18 protein-coding genes, 4 pseudogenes and 1 riboswitch are annotated in these 22,100 nt (G+C 74.0%); of the genes and pseudogenes, 12 read left to right on the forward strand and 10 right to left on the reverse strand.

The window, feature by feature from the left end; translation table 11 throughout:
* Window position 1: 1 nt before the first annotated feature.
* From HHL19_RS09050 to HHL19_RS09075, 6 genes are read left to right on the forward strand one after another with little or no spacing between them, the layout of a single operon-like run.
* The gene (locus HHL19_RS09050) at window positions 2-1,342 is read left to right on the forward strand and encodes an O-antigen ligase family protein (RefSeq protein ID WP_169087429.1); all 1,341 of its coding nucleotides are present in this window, start codon (window positions 2-4) and stop codon (window positions 1,340-1,342) included.
* Window positions 1,335-3,413, forward strand: coding sequence for a murein biosynthesis integral membrane protein MurJ (gene murJ / locus HHL19_RS09055; RefSeq protein WP_346768454.1), 2,079 nt, complete (start codon window positions 1,335-1,337; stop codon window positions 3,411-3,413). Before HHL19_RS09050 ends, murJ begins: the two co-directional genes overlap by 8 nt.
* Entirely contained in the window at window positions 3,310-4,113 is an 804-nt protein-coding gene (locus HHL19_RS09060; protein WP_169087431.1) for a polysaccharide deacetylase family protein, read from the forward strand. Before murJ ends, HHL19_RS09060 begins: the two co-directional genes overlap by 104 nt.
* Before the next feature lie 53 nt (window positions 4,114-4,166).
* Window positions 4,167-5,303 (forward strand): glycosyltransferase, encoded by a 1,137-nt coding sequence (locus HHL19_RS09065; protein ID WP_169087638.1) that lies wholly within the window; start codon window positions 4,167-4,169, stop codon window positions 5,301-5,303.
* Window positions 5,304-5,348: 45 nt separating this feature from the next.
* Window positions 5,349-6,017: a lipopolysaccharide biosynthesis protein gene (locus HHL19_RS09070; protein WP_169087433.1), complete on the forward strand. Its 669-nt coding sequence runs from the start codon at window positions 5,349-5,351 to the stop codon at window positions 6,015-6,017.
* Complete coding sequence (locus tag HHL19_RS09075) at window positions 6,014-7,162, forward strand: GNAT family N-acetyltransferase (RefSeq protein ID WP_346768455.1); 1,149 nt, start codon at window positions 6,014-6,016, stop codon at window positions 7,160-7,162. Before HHL19_RS09070 ends, HHL19_RS09075 begins: the two co-directional genes overlap by 4 nt.
* 612 nt (window positions 7,163-7,774) lie before the next feature.
* Here the strand turns inward: HHL19_RS09075 and HHL19_RS38445 are convergent.
* Window positions 7,775-8,617, reverse strand: a pseudogene (locus tag HHL19_RS38445) (glycosyl hydrolase); the annotation flags it as partial.
* Window positions 8,618-8,932: 315 nt separating this feature from the next.
* On the opposite strand from HHL19_RS38445, the gene HHL19_RS09085 reads away from it, so the two are divergent.
* Complete coding sequence (locus HHL19_RS09085; protein ID WP_206325348.1) at window positions 8,933-10,243, forward strand: ATP-grasp domain-containing protein; 1,311 nt, start codon at window positions 8,933-8,935, stop codon at window positions 10,241-10,243.
* 14 nt (window positions 10,244-10,257) lie between these two features.
* Window positions 10,258-10,455, forward strand: a pseudogene (locus tag HHL19_RS09090) (dimethylaniline monooxygenase); the annotation flags it as partial.
* Between the two features lie 90 nt (window positions 10,456-10,545).
* Here HHL19_RS09090 and HHL19_RS09095 read toward each other — a convergent pair.
* Window positions 10,546-10,779 (reverse strand): chaplin, encoded by a 234-nt coding sequence (locus tag HHL19_RS09095; protein ID WP_169087437.1) that lies wholly within the window; start codon window positions 10,777-10,779, stop codon window positions 10,546-10,548.
* Between the two features lie 180 nt (window positions 10,780-10,959).
* Entirely contained in the window at window positions 10,960-11,373 is a 414-nt protein-coding gene (locus HHL19_RS09100; protein ID WP_169087439.1) for a rodlin, read from the reverse strand.
* A 218-nt stretch (window positions 11,374-11,591) separates the two neighbouring features.
* Between HHL19_RS09100 and HHL19_RS09105 the strand changes: the two genes are divergently transcribed.
* Window positions 11,592-12,002 (forward strand): rodlin, encoded by a 411-nt coding sequence (locus HHL19_RS09105; RefSeq protein WP_169087441.1) that lies wholly within the window; start codon window positions 11,592-11,594, stop codon window positions 12,000-12,002.
* A 69-nt stretch (window positions 12,003-12,071) separates the two neighbouring features.
* Here HHL19_RS09105 and HHL19_RS09110 read toward each other — a convergent pair whose 3' ends face one another.
* Entirely contained in the window at window positions 12,072-12,230 is a 159-nt protein-coding gene (locus tag HHL19_RS09110; RefSeq protein ID WP_169087443.1) for a hypothetical protein, read from the reverse strand.
* Between the two features lie 187 nt (window positions 12,231-12,417).
* Between HHL19_RS09110 and HHL19_RS09115 the strand changes: the two genes are divergently transcribed.
* The gene (locus HHL19_RS09115) at window positions 12,418-13,452 is read left to right on the forward strand and encodes an LCP family protein (RefSeq protein WP_169087445.1); all 1,035 of its coding nucleotides are present in this window, start codon (window positions 12,418-12,420) and stop codon (window positions 13,450-13,452) included.
* Between the two features lie 96 nt (window positions 13,453-13,548).
* Window positions 13,549-13,947: a rodlin gene (locus HHL19_RS09120; RefSeq protein WP_169087447.1), complete on the forward strand. Its 399-nt coding sequence runs from the start codon at window positions 13,549-13,551 to the stop codon at window positions 13,945-13,947.
* Between the two features lie 76 nt (window positions 13,948-14,023).
* On the opposite strand, the gene HHL19_RS09125 is transcribed toward HHL19_RS09120, so the two are convergent.
* Entirely contained in the window at window positions 14,024-16,045 is a 2,022-nt protein-coding gene (locus tag HHL19_RS09125; RefSeq protein ID WP_169087449.1) for a thioredoxin domain-containing protein, read from the reverse strand.
* A 140-nt stretch (window positions 16,046-16,185) separates the two neighbouring features.
* On the opposite strand from HHL19_RS09125, the pseudogene HHL19_RS37140 reads away from it, so the two are divergent.
* Window positions 16,186-16,495, forward strand: a pseudogene (locus HHL19_RS37140) (Uma2 family endonuclease); the annotation flags it as partial.
* Here HHL19_RS37140 and HHL19_RS09135 read toward each other — a convergent pair.
* The 5 genes and pseudogenes from HHL19_RS09135 to HHL19_RS09155 form a co-directional block, all read right to left on the reverse strand.
* The gene (locus HHL19_RS09135) at window positions 16,470-18,329 is read right to left on the reverse strand and encodes a TIM barrel protein (protein WP_169087450.1); all 1,860 of its coding nucleotides are present in this window, start codon (window positions 18,327-18,329) and stop codon (window positions 16,470-16,472) included. The pseudogene HHL19_RS37140 and the gene HHL19_RS09135 sit on opposite strands and share 26 nt — an antisense overlap.
* Complete coding sequence (locus tag HHL19_RS09140) at window positions 18,326-19,111, reverse strand: ABC transporter ATP-binding protein (protein WP_169087452.1); 786 nt, start codon at window positions 19,109-19,111, stop codon at window positions 18,326-18,328. The genes HHL19_RS09135 and HHL19_RS09140 overlap by 4 nt, the downstream gene beginning before the upstream one ends.
* The gene (locus HHL19_RS09145) at window positions 19,104-20,075 is read right to left on the reverse strand and encodes an iron ABC transporter permease (protein ID WP_240981481.1); all 972 of its coding nucleotides are present in this window, start codon (window positions 20,073-20,075) and stop codon (window positions 19,104-19,106) included. The genes HHL19_RS09140 and HHL19_RS09145 overlap by 8 nt, the downstream gene beginning before the upstream one ends.
* A gap of 115 nt (window positions 20,076-20,190) precedes the next feature.
* Window positions 20,191-21,348 carry an ABC transporter substrate-binding protein gene (locus HHL19_RS09150; RefSeq protein ID WP_169087456.1) on the reverse strand — a complete coding sequence of 386 codons (1,158 nt, stop codon included), beginning with the start codon at window positions 21,346-21,348 and terminating at the stop codon, window positions 20,191-20,193.
* 175 nt (window positions 21,349-21,523) lie between these two features.
* Window positions 21,524-21,726, reverse strand: a riboswitch (cobalamin riboswitch).
* Between the two features lie 213 nt (window positions 21,727-21,939).
* Window positions 21,940-22,086: pseudogene (locus tag HHL19_RS09155) on the reverse strand (DUF255 domain-containing protein); the annotation flags it as partial.
* Window positions 22,087-22,100: the final 14 nt, after the last annotated feature.

The raw sequence follows: 22,100 nt of genomic DNA on the forward strand, positions 1-22,100 counted from the left end.
GATGGCCACGGCCGTGACGACGGTGCCGGCCCTCGCGGGGACGCCGGACCTGAGGGACTGGGCCCGCAGGGCGGGGGCGCTCTCCCCGGTCCTGGCGGTGATCGCGCTGCTCCTGGTGCCGGGCGGCGGCGGGGCGCAGGGCGGGACGGGCGGCACGGGCACGGTCGCCGACGCGGCCTCGGGGCTGCTCGTCCTGATCTGTCTCGTACGGCTCCTGCGCGGTGGCGCCCGGCCGCTGACCCGGACGGCGGCGGTGGTCCTGGGGCTGCCCGTGTGCGGGATCTGCCTGGCGGCGGTCACCTCGAACGACCCGGCGTCGAGCCTGCCGGGCGTCGCCCGCTACGTACAGGTGTTCGTGCTGGTCCCGGCGGCGGTGCTGCTGATGATCCGGGACCGGCGGGACTTCGCGGTGGTGGCGTGGGGCCTGGTGGCGCTCGCGCTCGTCCAGGGCGCGGTGGGCGTCGGGCAGTTCCTGACGGGGACGGGCGCCTCGTACCAGGGCGAGGACATCCGGGCGGTCGGCACCTTCGGGGCGACCGACGTGATGGGCATGGCGACGGTGGTCGCGTACGGGCTCGTCATCGTCACCGGGATCGCGCTCGGTTCGCCGGCCGGGCGGGCGCGGACCGCCGCCCTGGTCTGCGTCGGGCTGCTCGTGGTGCCGCTGCTGCTCTCCTTCAGCCGGGGCGCGTGGATCGCGACGGTGCTGGCCTGCGGGATCCAGCTGCTCCTCGGCGGGGTGCGGCGGGCGGCGCGGGTGACGCTGGCGGTGGGCGCGCTCGCGGTGGTCCTCGTCGGCGGCTTCGGGCTCGGTTCGGAGATGGTGGAGGAGCGGGTCACCAGCATCACGCGGGTGACGGCGGCGCCGGACCAGTCGGTGACGGACCGGTACACGATGTGGGCGGCGGCCGGGCGGATGTGGCGCTCCGAGCCGCTGACCGGCGTCGGCCTCAAGGGTTTCCCGCACTACCGGGACTCGAACGCCTCGGTGGCGCTCTCCGCGGGCAGCGACACGGCCGGCGCGGGCGCGGGCTATCGGAAGCAGCCGCTGCTCTCCCCGCACAACATGTACCTGCTCGTCCTCAGCGAGCAGGGGCTCATCGGGCTGCTCGCGCTCGCCGGGAGCTGGCTGGCGCTGCTCGTGGGCGCGCTGCGGCGGCGCCGGACGGGCGCGGAGTGCGCGCTCGTGGCGGGCGGGCTGCTGTCCTGGCAGCTGATCGACTTCTTCTACGCGGACATCGGCGGCCCGTCGACGGTGCTGATGTCGGTGGTCTTCGGCCTCGCCGCCTGGTGGGCCCTCGCGCCCCGCCCTGAGGGCCCGCCGGAGGTGCGCGGTGCGTGACCCGTGGGCCGGTCCGCCGGATCCCACGGACGCGTACGTCGCGCCCCCGGGGCCCGGCGGCCCCGCCGTCCCGCCGCGTCCGCCGCGCGGCGGACCCCTGACCGACCCCTGGTCCCCCATGCCCCCGGGCGCCACGGACTCCCCGTGCGCCCCGGGGGCCGCCGTGCTGCCGGGGGCCGGTGCCTCGCCGCCGCCGGCCGGACTCAGCGGGGCGCGGCGGGTGCCGGTGCACCGCCCGGTGGGGCACACCCCCGCCTCCGACGTGTGGGCGCCCGCGCCGGTCGCTGCGGTCACCGCCCCACCGCCGTCCGCTCCCGCTCCCTCCCCCTCCCCCGCCCACACGCCGGTCGTGCGGAAGGGGCGGCGGGCGCACGCGCGGGCCAAGGTGCGGGCGGCGGCGGGCGGGCAGGGGCGGGGCTTCCTCGCGAAGGCGGCGGCCGTGACGGCGGCGCTGACGGCGCTCGGGGCGGTGCTCGGGCTCGTACGGGACCAGATCCTGGCCGGGTACTTCGGCGCGGGGGCGGAGACGGACGCCTTCCTGGTGGCGTGGACGGTGCCGGAGTTCGCGTCGACGCTGCTCATCGAGGACGCGATGGCGCTGATCCTGGTGCCGGCCTTCTCCCGCGCCCTGGCCCGCCGTTCGGGGGCGCGCTTCGGGGATCCCGTACGGGAGCTGGTGCGGGGGACGCTGCCGCGGCTCACCCTCTCCGTCGCCGCCGTCGCCGCCGTCCTGATCGCGGCCGCGCCCGCGGTCGTCCGGCTGCTCGCGCCGGGCCTCTCCGACGCGGCGCTCGCGGTGGACTGCACCCGGCTCACGGCGACCTGCGTCCTCACCTTCGCGCTGGTCGGCTACTGCTCGGCGGCGCTGCGGGCGCACCACGTCTTCCTGCCGCCGGCCGCGATCTACGTGGCGTACAACGTCGGCATCATCGGCACCATGGTGCTCCTGCGCGAGCCGTGGGGGGTGCGGTCGGCCGCCGCCGGGGTCGCGGTCGGCGGGGTGTTCATGGTGCTGGTGCAGGCGCCGGCGCTCGTACGGGAGCTGCGGGCGCGGCCGGTGCCGTCGCGGGAGCCGGAGGCGCTCGCGCCGGGCTTCGCGGGGGACGGGCGGCTCGTGGTGCTCGGGCTGGTCGCGCCGGTGGTCGCCTTCTCGCTGATCCGGCAGTCGCAGACGCTGATCGAGCGGTTCCTCGCCGCGCCGCTGCCGTCGGGCGCGATCTCGCACCTGAACTACGCGCAGAAGATCGCGCAGATGCCGATGATCCTGTCGCTGATGCTGTGCACGGTCAGCTTCCCGGTGGTCGCGCGGGCGCTGGCCGCGGGCGATCCGGAGGGGGCGCGGCGGCGGGTCGAGCGGGATCTGCTGCTCGCGGCGGTGGTGGTCCTGGTGGGCGCCTCCGTGGTGATCGCCGCCGCCCCGAAGATCGTCGAACTGCTTTTCCAGCGCGGCGAGTTCGACCGTGCGGACACGGTCGCCACCGCCGCCGTCATGCGGGTCTACGCGCTCGGGCTGCTCGGCCAGACCATGGTCGGCGCCCTCGTCCGCTGCTACTTCTCCGCCGCCCGCCCCCTCTGGTACCCGGCCGCCGCGATGGCCGCCGGGCTCGCCGCCACCGCCGCCGCCGGAGTGCCCGGTGCCGCCGCCTGGGGCGCCGTCGGCCTCGCCGCCGCCAACGCCCTCGGCATCACGGTCACCGCCGTCCTGCTGCTGTGCGGCGCCCACCGGCAGACCGTGCCGGTCCGGCCCGACCGGCTCGGCGAGGGCCTGCTGCGGCTCGCCACGGCGGGCGCCTGGGCGACCGGCGCGGGCTGGCTCTGCTCGGTGGCGATCGGCCCGCCGCTGGTCTCCCTCGCCGTCGCGGTCCTCGTCGTCGCCGCCGTCTTCCTCGTCTTCCTCGCCTGCGCCGCCAAGGCGCCGGAGATCCCTCCCCTCCCCCACGCCGCCACCCGACGCCGAAGGACCGACCATGCCCGCCCCCACCGCGCTGCGCCGACTGCTGCCGAAGCCGCCCCTGTGGGCGAAGCCGCCCCTGTGGGTGGCGATGTACCACTCGATCACGGACACCGCTGACGACCCGTACCGGGTGACGGTCTCCCCCGTGCGCTTCGCCCGCCAGCTCCACTGGCTCGGCGACCGCGGTCTGCGCGGGGTCTCGGTGCGGGAACTGCTCGCCGCCACCGCCGCGGGACGCGCCAGGGGCCTCGTCGGCCTCACCTTCGACGACGGCTACGCCGACTTCCTCGACTCGGCGCTGCCGCTGCTGCGCCGTCACGGCTTCACCGCCACGGTCTACGTCCTGGCGGGCCGGCTCGGCGGCGTCAACGACTGGGACGCCGACGGCCCGCGCAAGCCGCTGCTCACCGAGGAGGGCATCGAGCGGATCGCCGGCGCCGGCATGGAGATCGGCTCGCACGGACTGACGCACCGCCGCCTCACCGAGGCCGACGACGCCACCCTCGCCGACGAGACCCGGCGCTCCCGGGCCCTCCTGGAGGAGATCACCGGCGGCCCGGTGGACGGCTTCTGCTACCCGTACGGGGCGGTCGACCCGCGCGTGGTCCGCGCCGTCCGCAAGGCCGGGTACGGACACGCCTGCGCCATCGACCCCGGCCCGCTGACCAGCGCCCACGCCCTGCCCCGCGTCCACATCGGCGAGGACGACACCTCGTGGCGGCTCACCGCGAAGCGGGCCCTGCACCCGCTGCGCCGCCGCCACCCCACCGAACTGGTCCCCGCGCGGACCGGCCCGGCCGCGGCGGTGCTCGGATGAGCGCCCGCGGGAAGAGCGGGGGCGGGAAGAGCGCCCGCGGGAAGAGCGGCCGTCTGAAGGTGCTGCACGTCATCACCGGCCTCGGCATCGGCGGCGCCGAGCAGCAGCTCCGCCTCCTGCTGCGCCACCTCCCCGTCCAGGGCCGGGTGGTGACGCTCACCAACCCCGGCCCGGTCGCGCTCGGCATCGAGGCCGACGGCACCCCGGTCACCCACCTCGGCATGACCGGGAACCGGGACCTCGGCGCGCTGCCCCGGCTCGCCCGGCTGATCCGCGAGGGCGGCTACGACCTCGTCCACACCCACCTGTACCGGGCCTGCGTCTACGGCCGGCTCGCCGCCCGGCTCGGCGGCGTCCGCCGGGTCATCGCCACCGAGCACTCGCTCGGGGAGTCGCAGATCGAGGGCCGCCCGCTGTCGACGGGCACCCGCGCGCTCTACCTGGCCTCGGAGCGGCTCGGCACCTCCACGGTCGCGGTTTCGGCGAGCGTGGCCCGCCGGCTCGCCGACTGGGGGGTGGCACCCGACCGGATCCAGGTGGTGCCGAACGGCATCGAGACCGGCCGCTTCGCCTTCGCCCCCCGTGCCCGCCGGCTCACCCGGGGCGTCCTCGGCATCCCCGAGGACGCCTTCGTGGTCGGCGGCGTCGGGCGGCTCGCGCCCGGCAAGCGGTTCGACCGGCTGATCCGGGCGGTGGCCTCGGTACCGGAGGCGCGGCTCCTCCTCGTCGGCGACGGCGAGCGCCGCGAGGAGCTGCGCGCGGTGGCCCGCGAGTGCGGCGCGGCCGGCCGGGTGCTGTTCTTCGGCGCCTGCGAGGACCCGCCGCTGGACGGGCCCGCGGGCCCGATGCTCCCCGAACTCCTCGCCGCCATGGACGTCTTCGTCTCCACCTCGCCCGACGAGACCTTCGGGCTCGCCGTCGTCGAGGCGCTCGCCGCCGGACTGCCCGTGCTGTACGTGGCGTGCCCGGCGATCGAGGACCTGCCCGCCGACGCGGCGCCCGGCGCCCGCCGGATCGGCGAGTCGGTGCCCGAACTGATCGGCGCCCTGCACCGGCTGCGGGCCGTGCACGGCCCCCGGCCCGTACGCCTGCCCGCCCCGGCCGCCGCCCGGCGCTACGACATCGCGCACAGCGCCGACCGGCTGATGACCCTCTACGACCAGGCCGTCCACGGCCGCCCCGGCCCGTGAACCCACCGCCCGAACCCCCTGCCCGCCCCAGCGAGAGAGCCCGTCATGACCACCACCCCACCCCGCGCCGTACGACTGCCCGCCCCCCTGCGCTCCCCCGGCCGCTGGGCGGTGCTGCCCGCCGCCGTGGTCGCCGGAGCCGTACTCGGCGGCGGCTACGGGGCCCTGAAGACCCCCGAGTACGCCGCCACCAGTCACGTCATCGTCGTCCCCGGCGAGAAGTCCGACCCGGCGGCGGCGCTCGGCTTCGCGCAGGCGTACGGCCGGGTCGCCACCGACATCGCGGTCACCGGCGACGCCCAGGTGTGGGCCGGGGTGACCGCCGCCACCCTCCGCGAGAGCGTCCAGGCCGAGACCTCCCCGGACGCCCCGATGATCTCCATCACCGCCCGCGCCTCGAAGCCCTCCAAGGCGGTGTCGATCGCCGACGGGGTGGCCCGCTCGCTCGTCCTCAACTCCTCGCACGTCGCCGGCAGCACCGGCGTCAAGGTCGTCCAGTTCTCCCGCGCGACCAAGCCGGCCGCCCCCGTGTCGCCGTCCGCGCCGCTCTCCGCCCTCGTCGGCGCCTGCGCCGGCGGGCTGCTCGGCGGGCTCGCGCTGCTCGTCCGCCCGAAGCGGGCCGCCACGCGCGCCGAGGGCCGCCACTCCCGCCCGGCGGCGGCCGCGGCTGCCGCGGTGCCCGCGCCCGCCGCCCACCAGCCGGAGGCGGTGTGACCTTGGGAAGAACCCTGCGGACCGAGCTCTGCCGCGACACGGAGGCCTTCGGCCGCCTGGCGGCCGAATGGACGGCGCTGTACGGGCGCTGCTCCTCGGCGACCCCCTTCCAGTCCCACTCCTGGCTGCACTCCTGGTGGGTGTCGTACGGCCGTCCCGGCGCGCTGCGGGTGGTGCTCGTGCGGGACGGGTCCGGCGCGCTCGTCGCGGCGGCGCCCCTGATGCGGGCGCGCGGGCCGCTGCCCGTGCTCACCCAGCTCGGCGGCGCCATCACCGACTTCACCGACGTCCTCCTCGACGACGAGCGTCCCGAGGCGGCCGCCGCCCTCGCCGACGCCGTCGCCCGCACGGCCCGGGGCGCCGTCGTCGACCTGCGGGAGGTACGGCCCGGCGCCGCCGCCGAACGGGTCTTCGCGCACTGGCGCGGGCCGCGCCGCCGGCTCCCCGACTCGCTGTGCCTGGAGCTGCCCGCCGTCCCCATGGAGGGCCTGCTCGAACGGATCCCGTCAGGGAAGGCCCAGCGGGTCCGCGCCAAGCTGCGCAAACTCGACGCGCTCGGCATCGACGCGCACGTGGTCACGGGCCCCGACGTGCCCGCCGCCCTCGACCGCCTCCTCACCCTCCACCGCCTCCAGTGGCGGGGCCGCGGGGTGACCGCCGAGCACACCAGCGAGCGGTTCGCCCAGCACCTGACCCGGGCGGTGCGGCCCATGGTGGAGCGCGGCGACGCGATGGTCACCGAGTTCCGGCTCGGCGGGGACGTCGTCGCCGCCGACCTTACCCTGATGTCCCCGCGCCTCGCCGGCGGCTACCTGTACGGCGCCGACCCGGTGCTGCGGGAGCGGAAGGTCGACGTCGCCGCGATGCTGCTGCGGCACGGGGCCCGCGAGACCAGCGCGGGCGGCCGGGCCACCCTGAGCATGCTGCGGGGCAGCGAACCGTACAAGCAGCACTGGCGGCCCGAGCCGGTCCGCAACCGGCGGCTGCTGCTCACCGGCCGCGGTACGGCCCCGCTCCTGTGGCTCCACGCGGGCGCGGCGGACGCGCGGCGCTGGGCGGCCCGGCAGGCGCGGGAGCGGGCCTGGGTCGGCCGGCTCCTCGCCCGCCTCCCCGGCCGCGCGCCCGCGTCCGTGCCGGGCGGCTGACCGTCAGAACGGCCAGACGCCGTTGAGGGCCTCCTTCCAGACGAGGTTCAGGTCCAGGCCGAGGTCGAGGTCGAGCTTCGGCTCGTCCTTCCACCCGGTCTCCTTGGGCACACACACCGGCCCACCGATCCAGCTCTCCACCCACTCCCCGAGCTCGACCTTCCAACAGTCGGGCTTGGGCTCGGGCTTGGGCTCCGGCTTGGGTTCCGGCTTCGGCTCGGGCTTGGGTTCCGGCTTCGGCTCGGGCTTGGGCTCGGGCTTGGGTTCCGGCTTCGGCTCAGGCTTCGGTTCCGGCTTGGGCTCAGGCTTCGGTTCCGGCTTCGGTTCCGGCTTCGGCTCGGGCTTCGGTTCCGGCTTGGGCTCAGGCTTGGGTTCCGGCTTCGGCTCGGGCTTCGGCTCGGGCTTCGGCTCGGGCTTGGGCTCGGGCTTGGGCTCAGGCTTGGGCTCAGGCTTCGGCTCGGGAACCGTCGGATCCACGGGATCCACAGGGTCAACCGGATCCACCGGATCCACCGGGTCAACGGGGTCAACCGGGTCGACAGGATCCACGGGGTCGACGGGGTCAACCGGGTCGACAGGATCCACCGGCACCGAAGGCGGCTCCGCCCCGTACAGCATCTCCCGGAAGACCCGTGACGACTCCGGATTGTCGTCGCACTGCCAGACGCCGTGCGGGCAATAGTCCGTGATGGTGTGGTAGAGCGGCTTGTGCTGCCGGATCCATTCCAGCATGCGCCGCATGTACGTCGGGTTGTCGCCGTTCCGGAAGAGCCCCCATTCGGGGTAGGAGATCTGCTTTCCGTGCTCGGCGGCGAAATCGACCTGCTTCTGGAGTCCGTACGGCTCGTCGACGTGCCGGTCGAAATCCGCGCCGGGCGGCTGGTCGTACGAGTCCATGCCGATGATGTCGACGACGTCGTCGCCGGGATAGCACTCGGTCCACGGCACCGCGTCCCGGCCCCGGCTGGGGTTGAAGTCGAAGCGGAACCGCTGGCCGGGCACGGACCGCATGGTCGTGACGATCCGGTTCCAGTACTTCTTCCAGGCCGTCGGGTCGGGTCCGCACCGGTGGGTGTAGGTGGTGCCGTTCATCTCCCAGCCGAGGACGAGGACCGGGTCCAGGGCGCCCGCCTCGACGAGCCGCCGCGCGAGCGTGCGGAAGTGGTGGTCGTAGTAGCCGGCCGCGCCGAGCTGGAGCTGGCGGCGTACCTCCTGGTCGGAGACGCCTGCCTCGTTCCGTTCGAGCATGGGGACGTTGAGGACGAAGATCCGGTCGCGTTTGGTGTTGCGCCAGTCGGCCCAGGCGTCGAGGAAGCCGGGCGGGCCCTCGATGTTGGACCAGAGGTCGCCGGGCAGGTAGGTGTGGCCGACGCGGAGCTCGCGGCCGCCGAGCCAGCGTTCCAGCTCGGCGATCCGGCGGACGCCCCGCGAACCGGAATCGAGGAAGGCGCCCATGGCCGTGGCGGCCGGGAGAGTCGGACCGGGGTCCTCCGTCGTGGCGGACGCGGCGGCGTGAGCGGGTGCCGACAGCACGACCGAACCCGATACGAGGAGACCGGCGGTGATCACCCCCAGCCATTTCCGTCTTCTTCTCGGTGTTCCTCCGACAGGCTCCATGGCCGCTCCTTCAGGCGCGCGCCCTTTGACGCACAGTCAATCTGATGTTCTGAAAGTATTCCTAATGAGCCGACCGTGAACTCGGCTTCCCTCCGCTCCGTAGTCCATTAGAGGATTTCATCGCCCAGTCGGGCCACCCGAGATGAAGGGTCCTTGGCCGTGCCGCCTTTCGACACCCGCGTTCCCGCAGTCCTCGTGCGGCTCGACCGGAACCCCTTCCACCACGGAACCCTCGGCGCCGCCCGCTCCCTGGGCCGGGCCGGGATCCCCGTGCACGCGGTCGTCGAGTCCACCGACAGCCCCGTCGCCCGCTCGCGGTACGTCCGCTCGGTCCGCGCCCGGCCCGCCACCGCGACCTCCACCGAGCTGGCCGGGCTGCTGCTCCGGATCGCCGGGGAGGTCACCGACGCCCCGTCAGCTTCCGTGCTCGCCGTCCCGCTGGACGACGTCAGCGCCCTCGCGCTCGCCCGCCGCCGGACCGAACTCGCGGGCAGGATCCTGCTGCCCGACCGGACCGAGGAGCAGCTGCTGCGGGTCGCGGACAAGGCCCGGCTCGCCGAGGTCTGCGCCGGGCTCGGCCTGCCCCACCCCCGTACCGAACTCCCCGCCGGCGCCGAGGAGGCCGCCGCCATGGCCTGGTCGCTCGGCCTGCCGGTGGTCGCCAAGTGGAGCCGCCCCTGGCTGCTGCCCGCCGGCTCCGGCCTGCGCAGTACGACGATCCTCCGCTCGCTCGCCGAGGTGCGGGAGCTGTACCGCCGCACCCCGCAGGCCGGCAGTCGGCTGCTGCTCCAGGAGCTGCTGCCGCCGGGCCGGGGCCTCGACTGGTTCTTCCACGGGTACGCGGACTCCGCCGGCCGCTGCGCCGCCGGGGCCACCGGTCGCAAGGAGCGGTCCTGGCCGGACGGCGCCGGGCTCACCGCCGTCGGCCGCTGGGCGCCCAATCCGGAGGTGGACCGGCTCGCCCGCGGACTGCTCGAAGCGCTCGGGCACCGGGGCGTGTGCGACCTCGACTTCCGCCTCGACCCGGACACCGGCGCGTACCACCTGCTCGACTTCAACCCCCGCCCCGGCGCCCAGTTCCGGCTCTTCGCCGACCGCCGTGGCCTCGACGTGGTGCGGGCCCTGCACCTGGACCTCACCGGCCGGCCGGTGCCGCCGCTCTCCCCCGCGTACGGCCGCCGGTTCGTCGTCGAGAACTACGCGGCGCTCTCGCTGCTCGCCTCCCCGCGCCGCCGGTACGCCCCCGAGCCCGGCGCCGCCCGGCGGCCCGCCGAGCGCGCCTGGTTCGCCGCCGACGACCCGGCGCCCGCGCTCGCCATGGGCCGCGCCTGGCTCGCCCATCTGCTGCGCCGGGCCCTGGCGGCGGTCCGGCGGCGGCTCGCGGCCCGCCGGCCCCGGCACCCGGCCACCCTCCCCGGCCCCGCGAGCCGCCCCTCCTCCTCCACCCGGCTCACCCGGCGATGAAGACGGAAGACGCGATGGCGCACGCGAATCCGGTCCACGACCTGGTGGTCGTCGGGGCCGGTCCCTACGGGCTCTCGGTGGCCGCGCACGCGGCGGCCGGCGGCCTCGACCCGGTCACCTTCGGCCGGCCCATGGAGTCCTGGCACGCCATGCCCTCCGGCATGCTCCTGAAGTCCGAGCCGTGGGCCTCGCACCTCTCCGACCCGGCGGGGGCGGTACGGGCGTAGACAGGGGCCGGCCCCGGGAGGCGGTGCGCCTCCCGGGGCCGGCGGGTGCCGTGGGCTCGGCCACGACCGCCTGGGTCAGGCGTTGATGCAGGTGTTGCCGAAGGCCGGGTTCAGCGCGCCGATGACGTTGATGCTGTTGCCGCAGGCGTTGATCGGGATGTGGATCGGGATCTGGACGACGTTGCCCGAGAGGACACCCGGCGAACCGACGGCCGCACCGTACGCTTCGGCGTCGGCGAAGGCGGGGGTGGCCGCGCCCATGGCCATGATGACTCCGGCGATGACGGCGGCAGCCTTCTTGCACTTCATTTCGTCTGGCTCCTTTTCCGCGACGGGAGATCGGCTTCCGTCGCTCACACGGACAACGACAAACTGCCGCGATGGAAACCGGAATTCGCGTTCCCCGGCCCGGCATTCACTCCGTTGGCGCGCACGACACAGGGCCGGAGGAAGGAATTCCTCCGGCCCTGCGGTGCGCTTGTATCCGGATCAGCTGTTGCCGATGCCGTTCCCGGAGAGCACCGGGATGTCCTCCACGAGGTGCGACAGCGGCTCGTCGCCCTTCGCCTGCGTGGAGTTCTCCGCGCACTGCTGGTTCTGCGGGGAGGACAGGACGTTGACGTCCTGGACGGCGACCGGGACGAGGATGCCGACGACGGAGCCGACGTTGCCCTTGACCGGGGCGCCCAGGCAGAGCTTGTTCAGCGAGCCCTGGACCGCGGAGAACTGCGGGCTCATGTCGCCGGCGGTGGTGGAGTTGCCGAACGCCTGGTGGGCGCCGTTCCCGGAGAAGGAGGTCGTGCCGCCGTCGTTGGCGATGGCCATCGCGGGGGCGGCGGCCGCGGCGGCGACGCCGACGGCCGAAGCGGTGACGGCCGCGGCCGCCATCATCTTCTTGATCACGGTGAATCCGTTCTGTTCCCACCAATCGAGCTGATTGATGCGACGGGATCAACTGCGGGCGGAGAGGTAGGTTCCGGCGCTTCACCCGATCGACTGGGAACCGCGACGAGCGCTGCCGCGTGCGCTCCGCCAACGGGGTGACAGGGCGGAACCCGGCGCTCCGAGGCGAGTTGATCAGGGGGCTCCCTGCACGGAGCCGGTTCTAGAAGGGAACTCCCGTGATCAAGAAGGTCATGGCCACCGCGGCCGCCGCCGCTTCGATCGTCGGCGCCTCCGCCGCCGCGGCCACCCCCGCCCTCGCCATCGCCGACGACGGCGGCACCACCTCCAAGAGCGGCAACTTCGCCCACCAGGAGTACGGCAACTCGTACACGTACGGGAACATGAGCCCGCAGTTCGCGCTGGTCCAGGGTTCCCTGAACAAGCCCTGCATCGGCCTGCCGGCGAAGCTCAACGCGGGCTCGATCGTGGGCCTGGTCCCGATCTCGGTCCAGGACATCAACGTCCTGTCCTCCCCGCAGAACCAGCAGTGCGTCGAGAACTCGACGCAGGCCAAGGGCGACGAGCCGCTGTCGCACATCCTGGAGGACATCCCGGTGCTCTCCGGGAACGGCGTCGGCAACAGCTGACGATCGCGCGTCGAGGGGCCGCCCCGCCGGGGCGGCCCCTTCGTGCGTACCGGGCCCGCCGGACGGGCCCTAGCGCGGCCAGACGGGGGTGGACATCAGGCGCTCCCACTCCCGGTCCGGCATGCCCGGCACCGCCCGCCCCGCCTGCACCCACTGGTCCACCAGGGCGGAATAGACGGGAAATTGTCGGTGGGACGGGGCCCTGTCGACGGTCGGCGGTTCGCTCACGTACCGGCTCTTCGGAATGAAGGCCATCCGTTCCCATTTCCCGGGATTACCGGGAACCGGCGGCGCCATCCTCGCTCCTTCCGCTGCTATTCCCGCATCATTACACAAGCCTCGCAACGGAGTGATTCACACGCCCGATACCGCGTCGCGTATCTGTGTGCGAGCGGGGTCGAAATAGCGTGCGGGCATGAGATTCCCGCGTCCGTGGCGGCTCCTGCTCGCACCGGCGGCGCTTCTCGCGCTCGCCCCCGGAGCCCTCGCCTCCGCTCTCAGCGGCCCCACCGAACTCCCCGCTCCCGCACAGGGACTCAATCTGCTCCTCGTCGGCGTCGACTCCCGGGCGGGGGTCACCGCCGCGGAGAAGGAACGTTTCCGGCTCGGCGGCGCGGACTGCGACTGCACGGACGTGATCATGCTCGTGCACGTCTCCGCCGGGAACGACCGGGTGAGCGTGGTCTCGCTGCCCCGCGACTCGCTCGCCGAACTCCCCGGCCCGCACACCGACCGGCGGACCGGCGCCGTCCACGACTCCCATCTCGCGAAGATCAACGCGGCCCACGCGGAAGGCGGTTCGGCCCTCGCGATCGAGACCGTCGAGGCGGTGACGGGGCTCTCCGTGCACCGGTACCTCGAAGTCGACTTCCGCCGCTTCATGGACAGCATCGACCGGGTCGACGGCGGGGTGCCCATCTGTACGGAGAAGCCGTTGAAGGACCCGGCGACCGGCCTCGACCTGGCGGTCGGCACCCGGCGGGTGGGCGGCGGCGAGGGGCTGCAGTACGTGCGCTCGCGGAAGGCCGACGGGGAGATGGACTTCGGCCGCATCCGCAAGCAGCAGAAGTTCCTCGTCAACATGCTGGACCGGATCCGCTCCGGCGGGACCCTCAAGGACCCGGCGCGGCTGCGGGCCCTCGCCTCGACGCTGCGCGGCACGGCGGCCGCCGAGCGGGGCGTCTCGGTGGCCGAACTGCTGACGCTCGCCACCCGGTTGAAGGCCCTCGGCCCGTCCCGTACCGAGTTCGCGACCGTGCCCGTCCGCGGCTTCAACCCGCTGATCGACGGGGTCGGATCCACCGTGGGCTGGGACGAGGAGGGGGCCGCGGAGGTCTTCGCGCGGCTGCGCGCGGACCGGCCGCTGCCGTCCGGCGACGCGATCGCGCCCAGCGAGCTCTCCGTCGCCGACTACGCGCCCACCCGGGGGTCTTCGCTCATCTGCCCGTAGGCCGTCCGGTGGACATACCGGAACCTCGGCCGCTGCGACCAGTTGATCAGCACGGCTCGGCACTCAGCCTGGGCCAGTCATCCGAAAGGCCAGAACATGAAGAAGCTCCTCGCGACCGCTGCGGTGGCTGTTTCGGTCGTCGGCGCGACGGCCGGCCAGGCGCTCGCCATCGCCGACGACGGTGGCACCACCTCGTTCTCCGGCAACGGCGCGCACCAGGAGTTCGGCAACTCCGCCACCCACGGCAACATGAGCCCGCAGTTCGCGCTCGTCCAGGGTTCCCTGAACAAGCCGTGCGTGGGTCTCCCGGCCAAGGTCAACGCCGGCTCGATCGTCGGCCTCGTGCCGATCGCGGTCCAGGACATCAACGTCCTGTCCTCCCCGCAGAACCAGCAGTGCGTCGAGAACTCCACCCAGGCCAAGGGCGACGAGCCGCTGTCGCACATCCTCAGCGACATCCCCGTGCTGTCCGGCAACGGCGCCGGCAACAGCTGAGCAGCGTCGCTCGGCCACGGCGCGGCCCCGCCGTCCCTCTCCGGAGGGGCGGCGGGGCCGTGTCCTTGTCGGGGGCTCAGCGCAGCAGGCGGGCCAGGGCGTCCGGTTCGGTGACGGGTGCGTCGCAGGTGAAGTGACGGCAGACGTACGCGGCGGCCGAACCGGCGACCAGGGGGCGGTCGCGCAGGAGCGGGAACTCCTCGCTGCCGGGGGCTCCGGCGGCGAGGACCGCTCCGGGGGTGGCCGCCCTCAGGGCCGTACGGCGCAGCTCCCGGTAGCCGGGGTCGGCGGCGTCGCCGACGACGGCGATCTCGCGGGGGCCGTCGAGCAGGGCCTCGGCGACGGCGAGGCCCCAGCCGATGAAGCGGGGGGCGCGCGGGCCGAGCGCCTTGACCACGCCGAGGGCGCCCTCGGCGGCGGTCCGGTGGGCCTCCGAGCCGGTGTGGGCCGCGTACGAGAGCAGTGCTCCGGCGGCGGCGGTCCAGCCGGACGGGGTGGCGTTGTCGGTGGGGTCCTGGGGGCGCCGGATGAGGGTCTCGGCGTCGTGGGCCGTGTCGTACAGCGCGCCGCCCTCGCCGGTGAAGCGGTCGAGGACGTGGTCCAGGAGGAGGCCGGCGAAGTCGAGCCAGGCGCCCTCGCCGGTGACGGCGGCGAGGGCGAGGAAGCCCTCGGCGACGTCGGCGTAGTCCTCCAGGACACCGGTGTGGGCGCCGGCCCGCCCGTCCTTCGAGGTGCGGGCGAGCCGGCCGCCGTCGTCGAGGTGGAGGCGGACCAGGAGGTCGGCGGCCTCGGTGGCGCGCTCGACCAGGTCGGGGCGGTCGAAGAGGGCGCCGGTCTCGGCGAGGGCGGCGATCGCGAGGCCGTTCCAGGCGGCGACGATCTTGTCGTCGCGGCCCGGGCGCTCGCGCCGCTCGCGGGCCGCGTGGAGCCGGGTGCGGATGGAGGCGATCCGGCCGGCGTCGGCGGGGCCCGCCTCCTGGGGGAGCTGGAGCACGGAGGCGCCGTGCTCGAAGGTGCCCTCCTCGGTGACGCCGTAGTGGGCGGCGGCGAGGACGGCGTCCTCCGCGCCGAGGGCCTCCTCCAGCTGGGCGGGGGTCCAGGCGTAATAGGCGCCCTCGACGAACCTGCCGTTGCCGTCGTCCGAGTCGGCGTCGAGCGCGGAGGCGAAGCCGCCCTCGGGGGTGCGGAGTTCGCGGACCATGAAGTCGGCGGTCTCCAGGGCGACACGGCGGGCGAGGTCGCTGCCGGTGGCCTTCCACAGGTGGGCGTAGACGCGGCAGAGCAGAGCGTTGTCGTACAGCATCTTCTCGAAGTGGGGCACGACCCAGGCGCGGTCGACGGCGTAGCGGGCGAAGCCGCCGCCGAGCTGGTCGTAGATGCCGCCGCGGGCCATCGCCTCACAGGTGTCGGCGGCCATCTGGAGCGCGCCCTCGGCCCCCGTGCGGGCGTGGTGGCGCAGCAGGAACTCCAGCGCCATCGACGGCGGGAACTTGGGCGCGCCGCCGAAACCGCCGCGGGTCGCGTCGTACTCCCGGGTGAGACCGAGCAGCGCGGCGGCGAGCTCCTCCTCACCGGGCGGCCCGTCGCCGACGACGGCGAGGGAGCGGCCGGCGAGGTCCTTGACGATCCGGTCGGCGACCTCGGCGACCTCGCCGCGGCGCTCGGTCCAGGCGGTGTGGACGCCTTCGAGGACCTCGGGGAACGACGGCATGCCGTGCCGGGGCTCCGGCGGGAAGTAGGTGCCGAAGTAGAAGGGGGCGGCCCCGGGGGTGAGGAAGACGGTCATGGGCCAGCCGCCCTGACCGGTGGCGGCCTGCACGGCCTCCATGTAGACGGCGTCGATGTCGGGCCGCTCCTCGCGGTCGACCTTGACGGCGACGAAGTGCTCGTTGATCAGCGCGGCGGTGGACTCGTCCTCGAAGGACTCGTGCGCCATGACGTGACACCAATGACACGATGAGTATCCGACCGACAGCAGAACGGGTACATCGCGCCGTTTCGCTTCCTCGAACGCCTCGGGTTCCCACGGCCACCAGTCGACCGGATTGCCAGCGTGCTGAAGCAGATAAGGCGAGGTCGCGCCACCCAACCGGTTCATACGAGCCAGCCTCTCACAACGACTGGCACGACCGGCGAAACCCTGACGAGCCCGCCCCGCTTGGCCGAATTCCGCTTGTGCGCCATCACGTGGTGGGCGGCAGCAGGCTGGGCGCAGCAGCGCCGGACCTGCCGGGGCTCGGCATGGCCGTCGTGGGCCCGAGCACCTCCGACCGGCACAACCGGCTGGCGCGGACCCTGGCCAATGCCCTGGACGCCGCCGCGGGCCCCGACTGGGACGCGGACGCGGACTTCGACCTCCGCCTGCAGGACGTTCCCCTCACCAACCGCCGTCTACCGGCGGGGCGAGCAGGCCGCCGCCGGGGTCCCGATCGTCTACACCTACGTTCTCGACCCTGCCGACAGGGCCGACCGGGACGGCGAGGTGTGCACCGGCGCAGTGAAGGCCACCGCGCCATTCGCCGTCAGGGTCGGCCTTGGGACCGTGTGACGAGCGACGCCGTATAGCGCTGGACCTCTCCCGCGACGCGGTCGCAGCCGACGAGGACCGGGTGGGGGCCGAGGTGGTGGAGTTCGGCCGTGTGGTGGTGGGTGGTGCCGGTGCGCGGGTTGTGGGCCGTGAGGTGGTACAGGGTGTCCGTGGTCCGGTGGATGCTCATGTGGTGTGACGTCCACTCCCATCCGTACGTACGGAAGAGCTCCCGTTCCAGGACCTGTTCGCCGGGGTCGGGCAGGCAGGCCCAGCCTCGGTAGAGGTCCATCAGGTCGGCGGGGTCGCCGGTGCGTTCGACCAGGCGGTCCATGCGGTCCGGGGTGAGGTTGCCCCAGACGCGGCCCTCCGGGAAGTCGACCAGGGTGGGGGCGAAGCGGTGGCCGCCGAAGCTGCTGATGCGCCACACCCGTACCGCCCCGCCGCTGCCGTGGGCCCGGCGGAGCTGTTCGTAGAACGGGTAGCCGAGGGTGCCGCAGCACGCGTCGACCGAGGCGTGGGTGCAGACGACCAGGTCGCGGTGCGCGGTCGTGACGCGGTACGCGGCGAAGGGGGCGAGGGAAGCCGCCGTGTCGTCGGCGTCGGGCGCGGCGAACAGCGCGTCGATCAGGGCCGGGGCCTGGTCGGTGGGGACGTGGTGCTCGGTACGGGAGAGGGGCGCCGCCGGGCCCGGGGCGCGGTCGAAGCGGATGATCCGGAGCAGGCCGGGCGTCGAGTACTCCGGGTCCGGTGCCGCGGCGAACGTCTTCATCGTCAGGCCGCGTTCCTCGGTGCGGCGGGTGGCCCTGCGCAGGGCCGAGCGCAGAGCGGCGGGGACCCGGTCCGTTTCCCATACCGGGGTGCCCATTCCGGGCGGCCACGGCAGCGGGAGTTCCAGCATGAGGAAGCGGTCGAAGGGGCGGGCCGTGCCGATCGGGTCCTCGGCGGCGGTGCGCGCCACGAGGGAGCAGGACCGCCGTGCCGGGATGGCCGGTTCCGGTCGCGGGCGGTCCGGTACGCGGCCGGCCATCGCGTCCAGCACGTTGCGGCGGGCCCGGTCCGCCTCGGAGTCCAGCTCCTCGACGGTGCCGAGCCTGGTGACGCTCTCCACGGCGCTGGGCCCGGCGAAGCCGTGTTCGCGCAGCGTCCGGTAGAGGCCGGTGAAGTCCACGATGCCGTCGCCGGGCGTGATCGCGGGCGGCATCCCCCCGGTGGTCACCGCCCGGTTCCGGCCGCGGGCCGGGTGGTCGCGTACGCCGACCGCCGCGATGTACGGGGCGAGTTCGGCCAGGCCGCGGGCCGGGGGCTCACCGCCGTAGTGGACCAGGTTGCCGGGATCCCAGCAGGCCCGGAAGGCGTCCTGGCCGACGCGTTCCACGACAGCCAGGGTGTCCGCCGCGCTGCGCGTCAGGCCGCCGTGCGGCTTCACGGCGATGGTCACCCCGTGGGCGGCGGCATACGGGGCGGCGGCCGCCATGAGCCGTAGGTAGCGGTCGCCGTGGACGGGCTCGGGGCAGCCCATGTCGACCAGCGTCGGCACCTCAAGGCGGGCACAGTGGTCGATCTGGCGGCGCAGCGTGGCCAGCGCCCGCTCGTCATCGCGGTCCAGGTCGGCGGCGTGACTGAGAACGACGAGCCGCAGGCCGTGGTCGCGGATCAGCGCGCCGACCTCCAGGGCGTGGGCGGCCGGGCTGTCGGGGGTGATCACCTCGGTGACCCCGTGCACCGGGAGGGCGACCGCGTCGAACCCCGCCGTACGGATGCCGGCCAGCGCACGCCGAAGCGGGAACTGCGCCCAGGGGCGCACGGTGCAGGCGATACCGGTCGCGGGTGTGGAGGTGGGCGTGGGCGTCATGGGGACGGCTCCTGGTTGTCGTCGTCGCGAGACGCTTCGTATCGGGTGACGATCACTCGGTGGGGCGTGCCCTCGGCTCGGTCGCCGTCGAGGGTGAGGGTGTGCGCGCGGACGCCGTACAGGTCGCCGACGGTCCTTTCGGTGAGGAGTTCCCCGGCCGGGCCGATGCGCACGTCGGCGCCGCCGAACATGAGCATCGCGGTGTCGGCGATCTCCATCGCGTGGTCGGGGTGGTGCGTGGTCAGGACGATCGTGCGGCCCTCGTCGGCGAGGCCGCGGAGCAGATGCAGGACGCGGCCCTGGTTGCGCAGGTCCAGCGCGGACGCGGGCTCGTCGAGGACGAGCACGGGCCCCTGGGCGGCGATCGCCCGGGCGATGAGCACCAGTTGGCGTTCACCTCCGCTGAGGGTCGGGTAGTCGCGGCCGGCGAGGTGGGTGAGGCCGACCCGTTCCAGGGCGGCGAGGGCCAGCTCGTGGTCCCTGCGGCCGGGGGTCGCCAGGGGGCGGAGGTGCCGCGCCCGGCCCATCAGCACCATGTCCAGCGCCGTGTAGGCGAAGGTGGAGCGGTGGCTCTGCGGGACGTACGCGACCGCGCCGTCGGCCCGTACCCGCCCCTCGGTGGGCGTGGCGAGGCCGGCGAGGCAGCGCAGCAGGGTCGTCTTGCCGCGGCCGTTGGGCCCGAGCACGGTGAGGATCTCGCCGGGGGCGAGCCGGTGCGCGACGCCGCGGAAGAGCCAGCGCCCGGGGTCGTGGGTGAAGCCGAGGCCGTCGAGCTCAAGCATCGGACCACATCCGGCGGCGGCTGCGGTTCAGCAGGAGGAGGAACACCGGCGCCCCGACGAGCGCGGTCAGCACGCCCAGCGGGATCTCGGCCACTCCGAGGCTGCGGGTCACGGTGTCGATGACGGTGAGGTACGCGGCGCCCAGGCCGAGGCTCACCGGGATCAGCACCCGGTGGTCGGGGCCGACCCACAGCCGCGCCAGGTGCGGCACCACGAGCCCTACCCAGCCGATGACCCCGCTCACCGCGACCGCTCCGGCGACCACCGCGGCCACCGCCGTGAGCAGCAGCCAGCGCAGCCGTCCGGGCCGGAGCCCCAGGGTCTTGGCGTCCTCGTCCCCGAGCGACAGGACGTTGATCCGCCAGCGCAGCGCGCAGATCAGCGCCCCGCCCACCAGGACCGGCACCGCTGCCACGGCGACCTTGCCGTAGGTGGCCGTGGCCAGGCTGCCGAGGAGCCAGAACACGATGGACTGGAGCTCGCCGTACGGGTCGGCGAGATACGTCAGCAGGGAGACCAGCGCCGAGAAGAACGCTCCGACGACGATGCCGGACAGCACGATCGTCAGCGGCGGCGCGGGCCCGCGCACCCGGCTGGTCGCGAACACCGCGAAGAGGGCGAGCAGTCCGAAGCCGAACGAGCCGAGCACCAGCGCCGCCGAGCCGAGACCGAGCACGATCGCGAGTGCTCCGCCGAAGGACGCCCCGGAGGAGACGCCCAGGATCTGCGGGCTGACGATCGGGTTGCCGAAGACCGCCTGGAGCGTCGCCCCGCAGACCGCGAGCCCGGCGCCGACCAGCAGGGCGAGCAGTACGCGCGGCAGCCGTACCTGGAGCACGGCGGCCTCCTCGGTGTCCGACCAGGTCCGCTCGATCGGCAGCACCTGCCCGAGGAGGATCCGTACGACGTCCTCGAAGCCGACCGTGTAGCGGCCCGTCCCGAGCGCGGCGACAGCGACGAGCAACACCGCGACCGGCAGCCCGACGAGTGCGGAACGCTGCCGTGCCCGGCCCGGCCCGGCGGTGGGTGCGGCGCCCGGGCCGGCCGCGCGCGCATCCGTGCCCGGGTCCGCCCCGCGCTCAGCGGCCGAAGTCGTCATAGTCCCGGGAGCCGGAGTTGGCGCGGACCTGGAGGACGGTGTCCAGCTGGGCGTCGGTGGGCTCCGCACCGTAGAGGAACTTGTACTCGCGTACGACCTCGGCCCGCAGGCCCGGCGCCTTGGTGCCCCGCACCAGAGCGGCGAGCCACTGCCACATCAGCGGTGACTCCTGGCTCGGCGGATCCCACCGGTAGCCGCCCAGCGGCACCTTGTAGACACGGCGTTCCCGCACCGCGCGCAGGCTCGCGAGCGCCGGGTCGTCGTACATGTCCTTCGGCTGGGCCGGGCCGAAGTTGCCGAGCAGAACGATGTCGGGATCCCACTTCAGCAACTGCTCGACGTCGATGGTGGCCTGTTCCTCCTTGACGACGGCGGCGGGATTGCGGCCCCCGACGAGTTCGGTGACGTAGTGGTTGTACGAGGCTCCGCCGCCGACCCTCAGTCCGTCGGCGGCGCCACGCAGGTACAGCACGGACGGCGGCTCTCCGGTTCCGGCGGGACTTCCGGCGGGCAGCTGCTTCAGCCGCCGGCGCATTCCGGAGACGATCCGCTCGGCACGGTCCTCCTTGCCGAGCAGCCGCCCGTACAGCGTGACGGCGCCTTCCAGGTCCTTCTGCGTCCCGTAGGTGAGCCCGGCGACCTTCAGGCCCGCGTTCCGCAGAGGTTCGACGATGCCCGCGCCCCGGTCGCCCCACTGGATCACCACATCCGGCTCAAGGGCGAGGACGCTCTCCACATTGGGCGCGAACTCGGCCCCCGCCACATCCGTGGGCACCTTGAGCAGCTCGGGGTACGCCTCGCCCAGGAAGCTGCCCTTGATCGCGGTGCGCGACGCCGCGTTCATCCCGGCCAGTACCCCGGGTCCGCCGTTCACGGCGACCATCATGGACGCGGCGGGCAGCGGGATGGTCACCACCCGGCGGGCGGGGCGCGGCAGTTCGACGGTGCGGCCGGTCAGATCGGTGACGGTCAGGTTCTTGCCGGTGCTCGTCGGCTCGGCACGCCCGCAAGCGGTGCCCAGGAAAGGCAGCGCGGCCGCGGCCAGCGCGCCTCCCAGCAGCCGGCGACGCGAAACGTCCGGGACCGGCACAGCGGCGGGGGGTCCGGGGGGTGTCTCCCCGGAAGACACAGCAGGCATGCGCGTTCCTCTCACGTCCGGGGAACGGGCCGCCAGGGGAACGGCACCCGGGACCGTGACGCACCACGGCCGCGCCCCACGGGGCCGCGACCAGCGCACGCCGAGCACCCGAACGAGCCTGCCGCACCTGTCGCCGCCGCAGACCGCATGCACGCCTCCTGGGGTCCACGCCCCGTGGATGGTGTCCGCGACAGGTCAGTGTCCTGACTCCCGGATCATCACTCACCCCGACCTTCCAGCCTTCCGGCCGTGGTCGTCCGTGGGGTCCGCTCCCCGGTCACAGTGGCGGGACCGTGCCGGATTCCCACCGGCTTCCTGGTTCCCGTCGCGATCGTCGCCGTTCACAGTAGCCATCGACCCCGCATCGCGGAAGTCGACCCGTCCGCGGGAGCGGCCTTGCGTGCGGTGATGATCACTGGGTCGCCGTCGGGTCGGTCGTGTGCGACCGACCCCGCTTCTCGGCAGCGAATGAACCGCCCTCCAGGTGCTGGCGGATGGTGACGTCGTGCTCGGGGGCCCACTCCGAGGAAGCCTTCAGCTGCTCTTGGACCAGGCGACGGTGGCACCAGTGGATTACCGGAAGCATGAGTGGCAGGACGCATAGCCCACACTCAAGAGGATGGGCACGTCCCGCCGCTCGGCTTCATTCATCGCATCCTCTCCCCATGGCCACCGATCCACCGGATTGGAGGCGTGCTGGAGCAGGTACGGCGACATCGCGTTCGCGAGTCGGTGCATGCTGGCATCGTCGC

Source organism: Streptomyces sp. R302 (genome assembly GCF_012927245.1).
Classification (GTDB): domain Bacteria; phylum Actinomycetota; class Actinomycetes; order Streptomycetales; family Streptomycetaceae; genus Streptomyces.

Excerpts from the sequence above, each read along its gene's own strand:
- HHL19_RS09050 (WP_169087429.1), top strand. The coding sequence starts at position 2 with ATGGCCACGGCCGTGACGACGGTGCCGGCCCTCGCGGGGACGCCGGAC.
- HHL19_RS09135 (WP_169087450.1), bottom strand. The coding sequence starts at position 18,329 with ATGACGCCCACGCCCACCTCCACACCCGCGACCGGTATCGCCTGCACC.
- HHL19_RS09120 (WP_169087447.1), top strand. The coding sequence starts at position 13,549 with ATGAAGAAGCTCCTCGCGACCGCTGCGGTGGCTGTTTCGGTCGTCGGC.
- HHL19_RS09150 (WP_169087456.1), bottom strand. The coding sequence starts at position 21,348 with ATGCCTGCTGTGTCTTCCGGGGAGACACCCCCCGGACCCCCCGCCGCT.
- HHL19_RS09125 (WP_169087449.1), bottom strand. The coding sequence starts at position 16,045 with ATGAACCGGTTGGGTGGCGCGACCTCGCCTTATCTGCTTCAGCACGCT.
- HHL19_RS09095 (WP_169087437.1), bottom strand. The coding sequence starts at position 10,779 with ATGAAGTGCAAGAAGGCTGCCGCCGTCATCGCCGGAGTCATCATGGCC.
- HHL19_RS09115 (WP_169087445.1), top strand. The coding sequence starts at position 12,418 with ATGAGATTCCCGCGTCCGTGGCGGCTCCTGCTCGCACCGGCGGCGCTT.
- HHL19_RS09060 (WP_169087431.1), top strand. The coding sequence starts at position 3,310 with ATGCCCGCCCCCACCGCGCTGCGCCGACTGCTGCCGAAGCCGCCCCTG.
- HHL19_RS09140 (WP_169087452.1), bottom strand. The coding sequence starts at position 19,111 with ATGCTTGAGCTCGACGGCCTCGGCTTCACCCACGACCCCGGGCGCTGG.
- HHL19_RS09070 (WP_169087433.1), top strand. The coding sequence starts at position 5,349 with ATGACCACCACCCCACCCCGCGCCGTACGACTGCCCGCCCCCCTGCGC.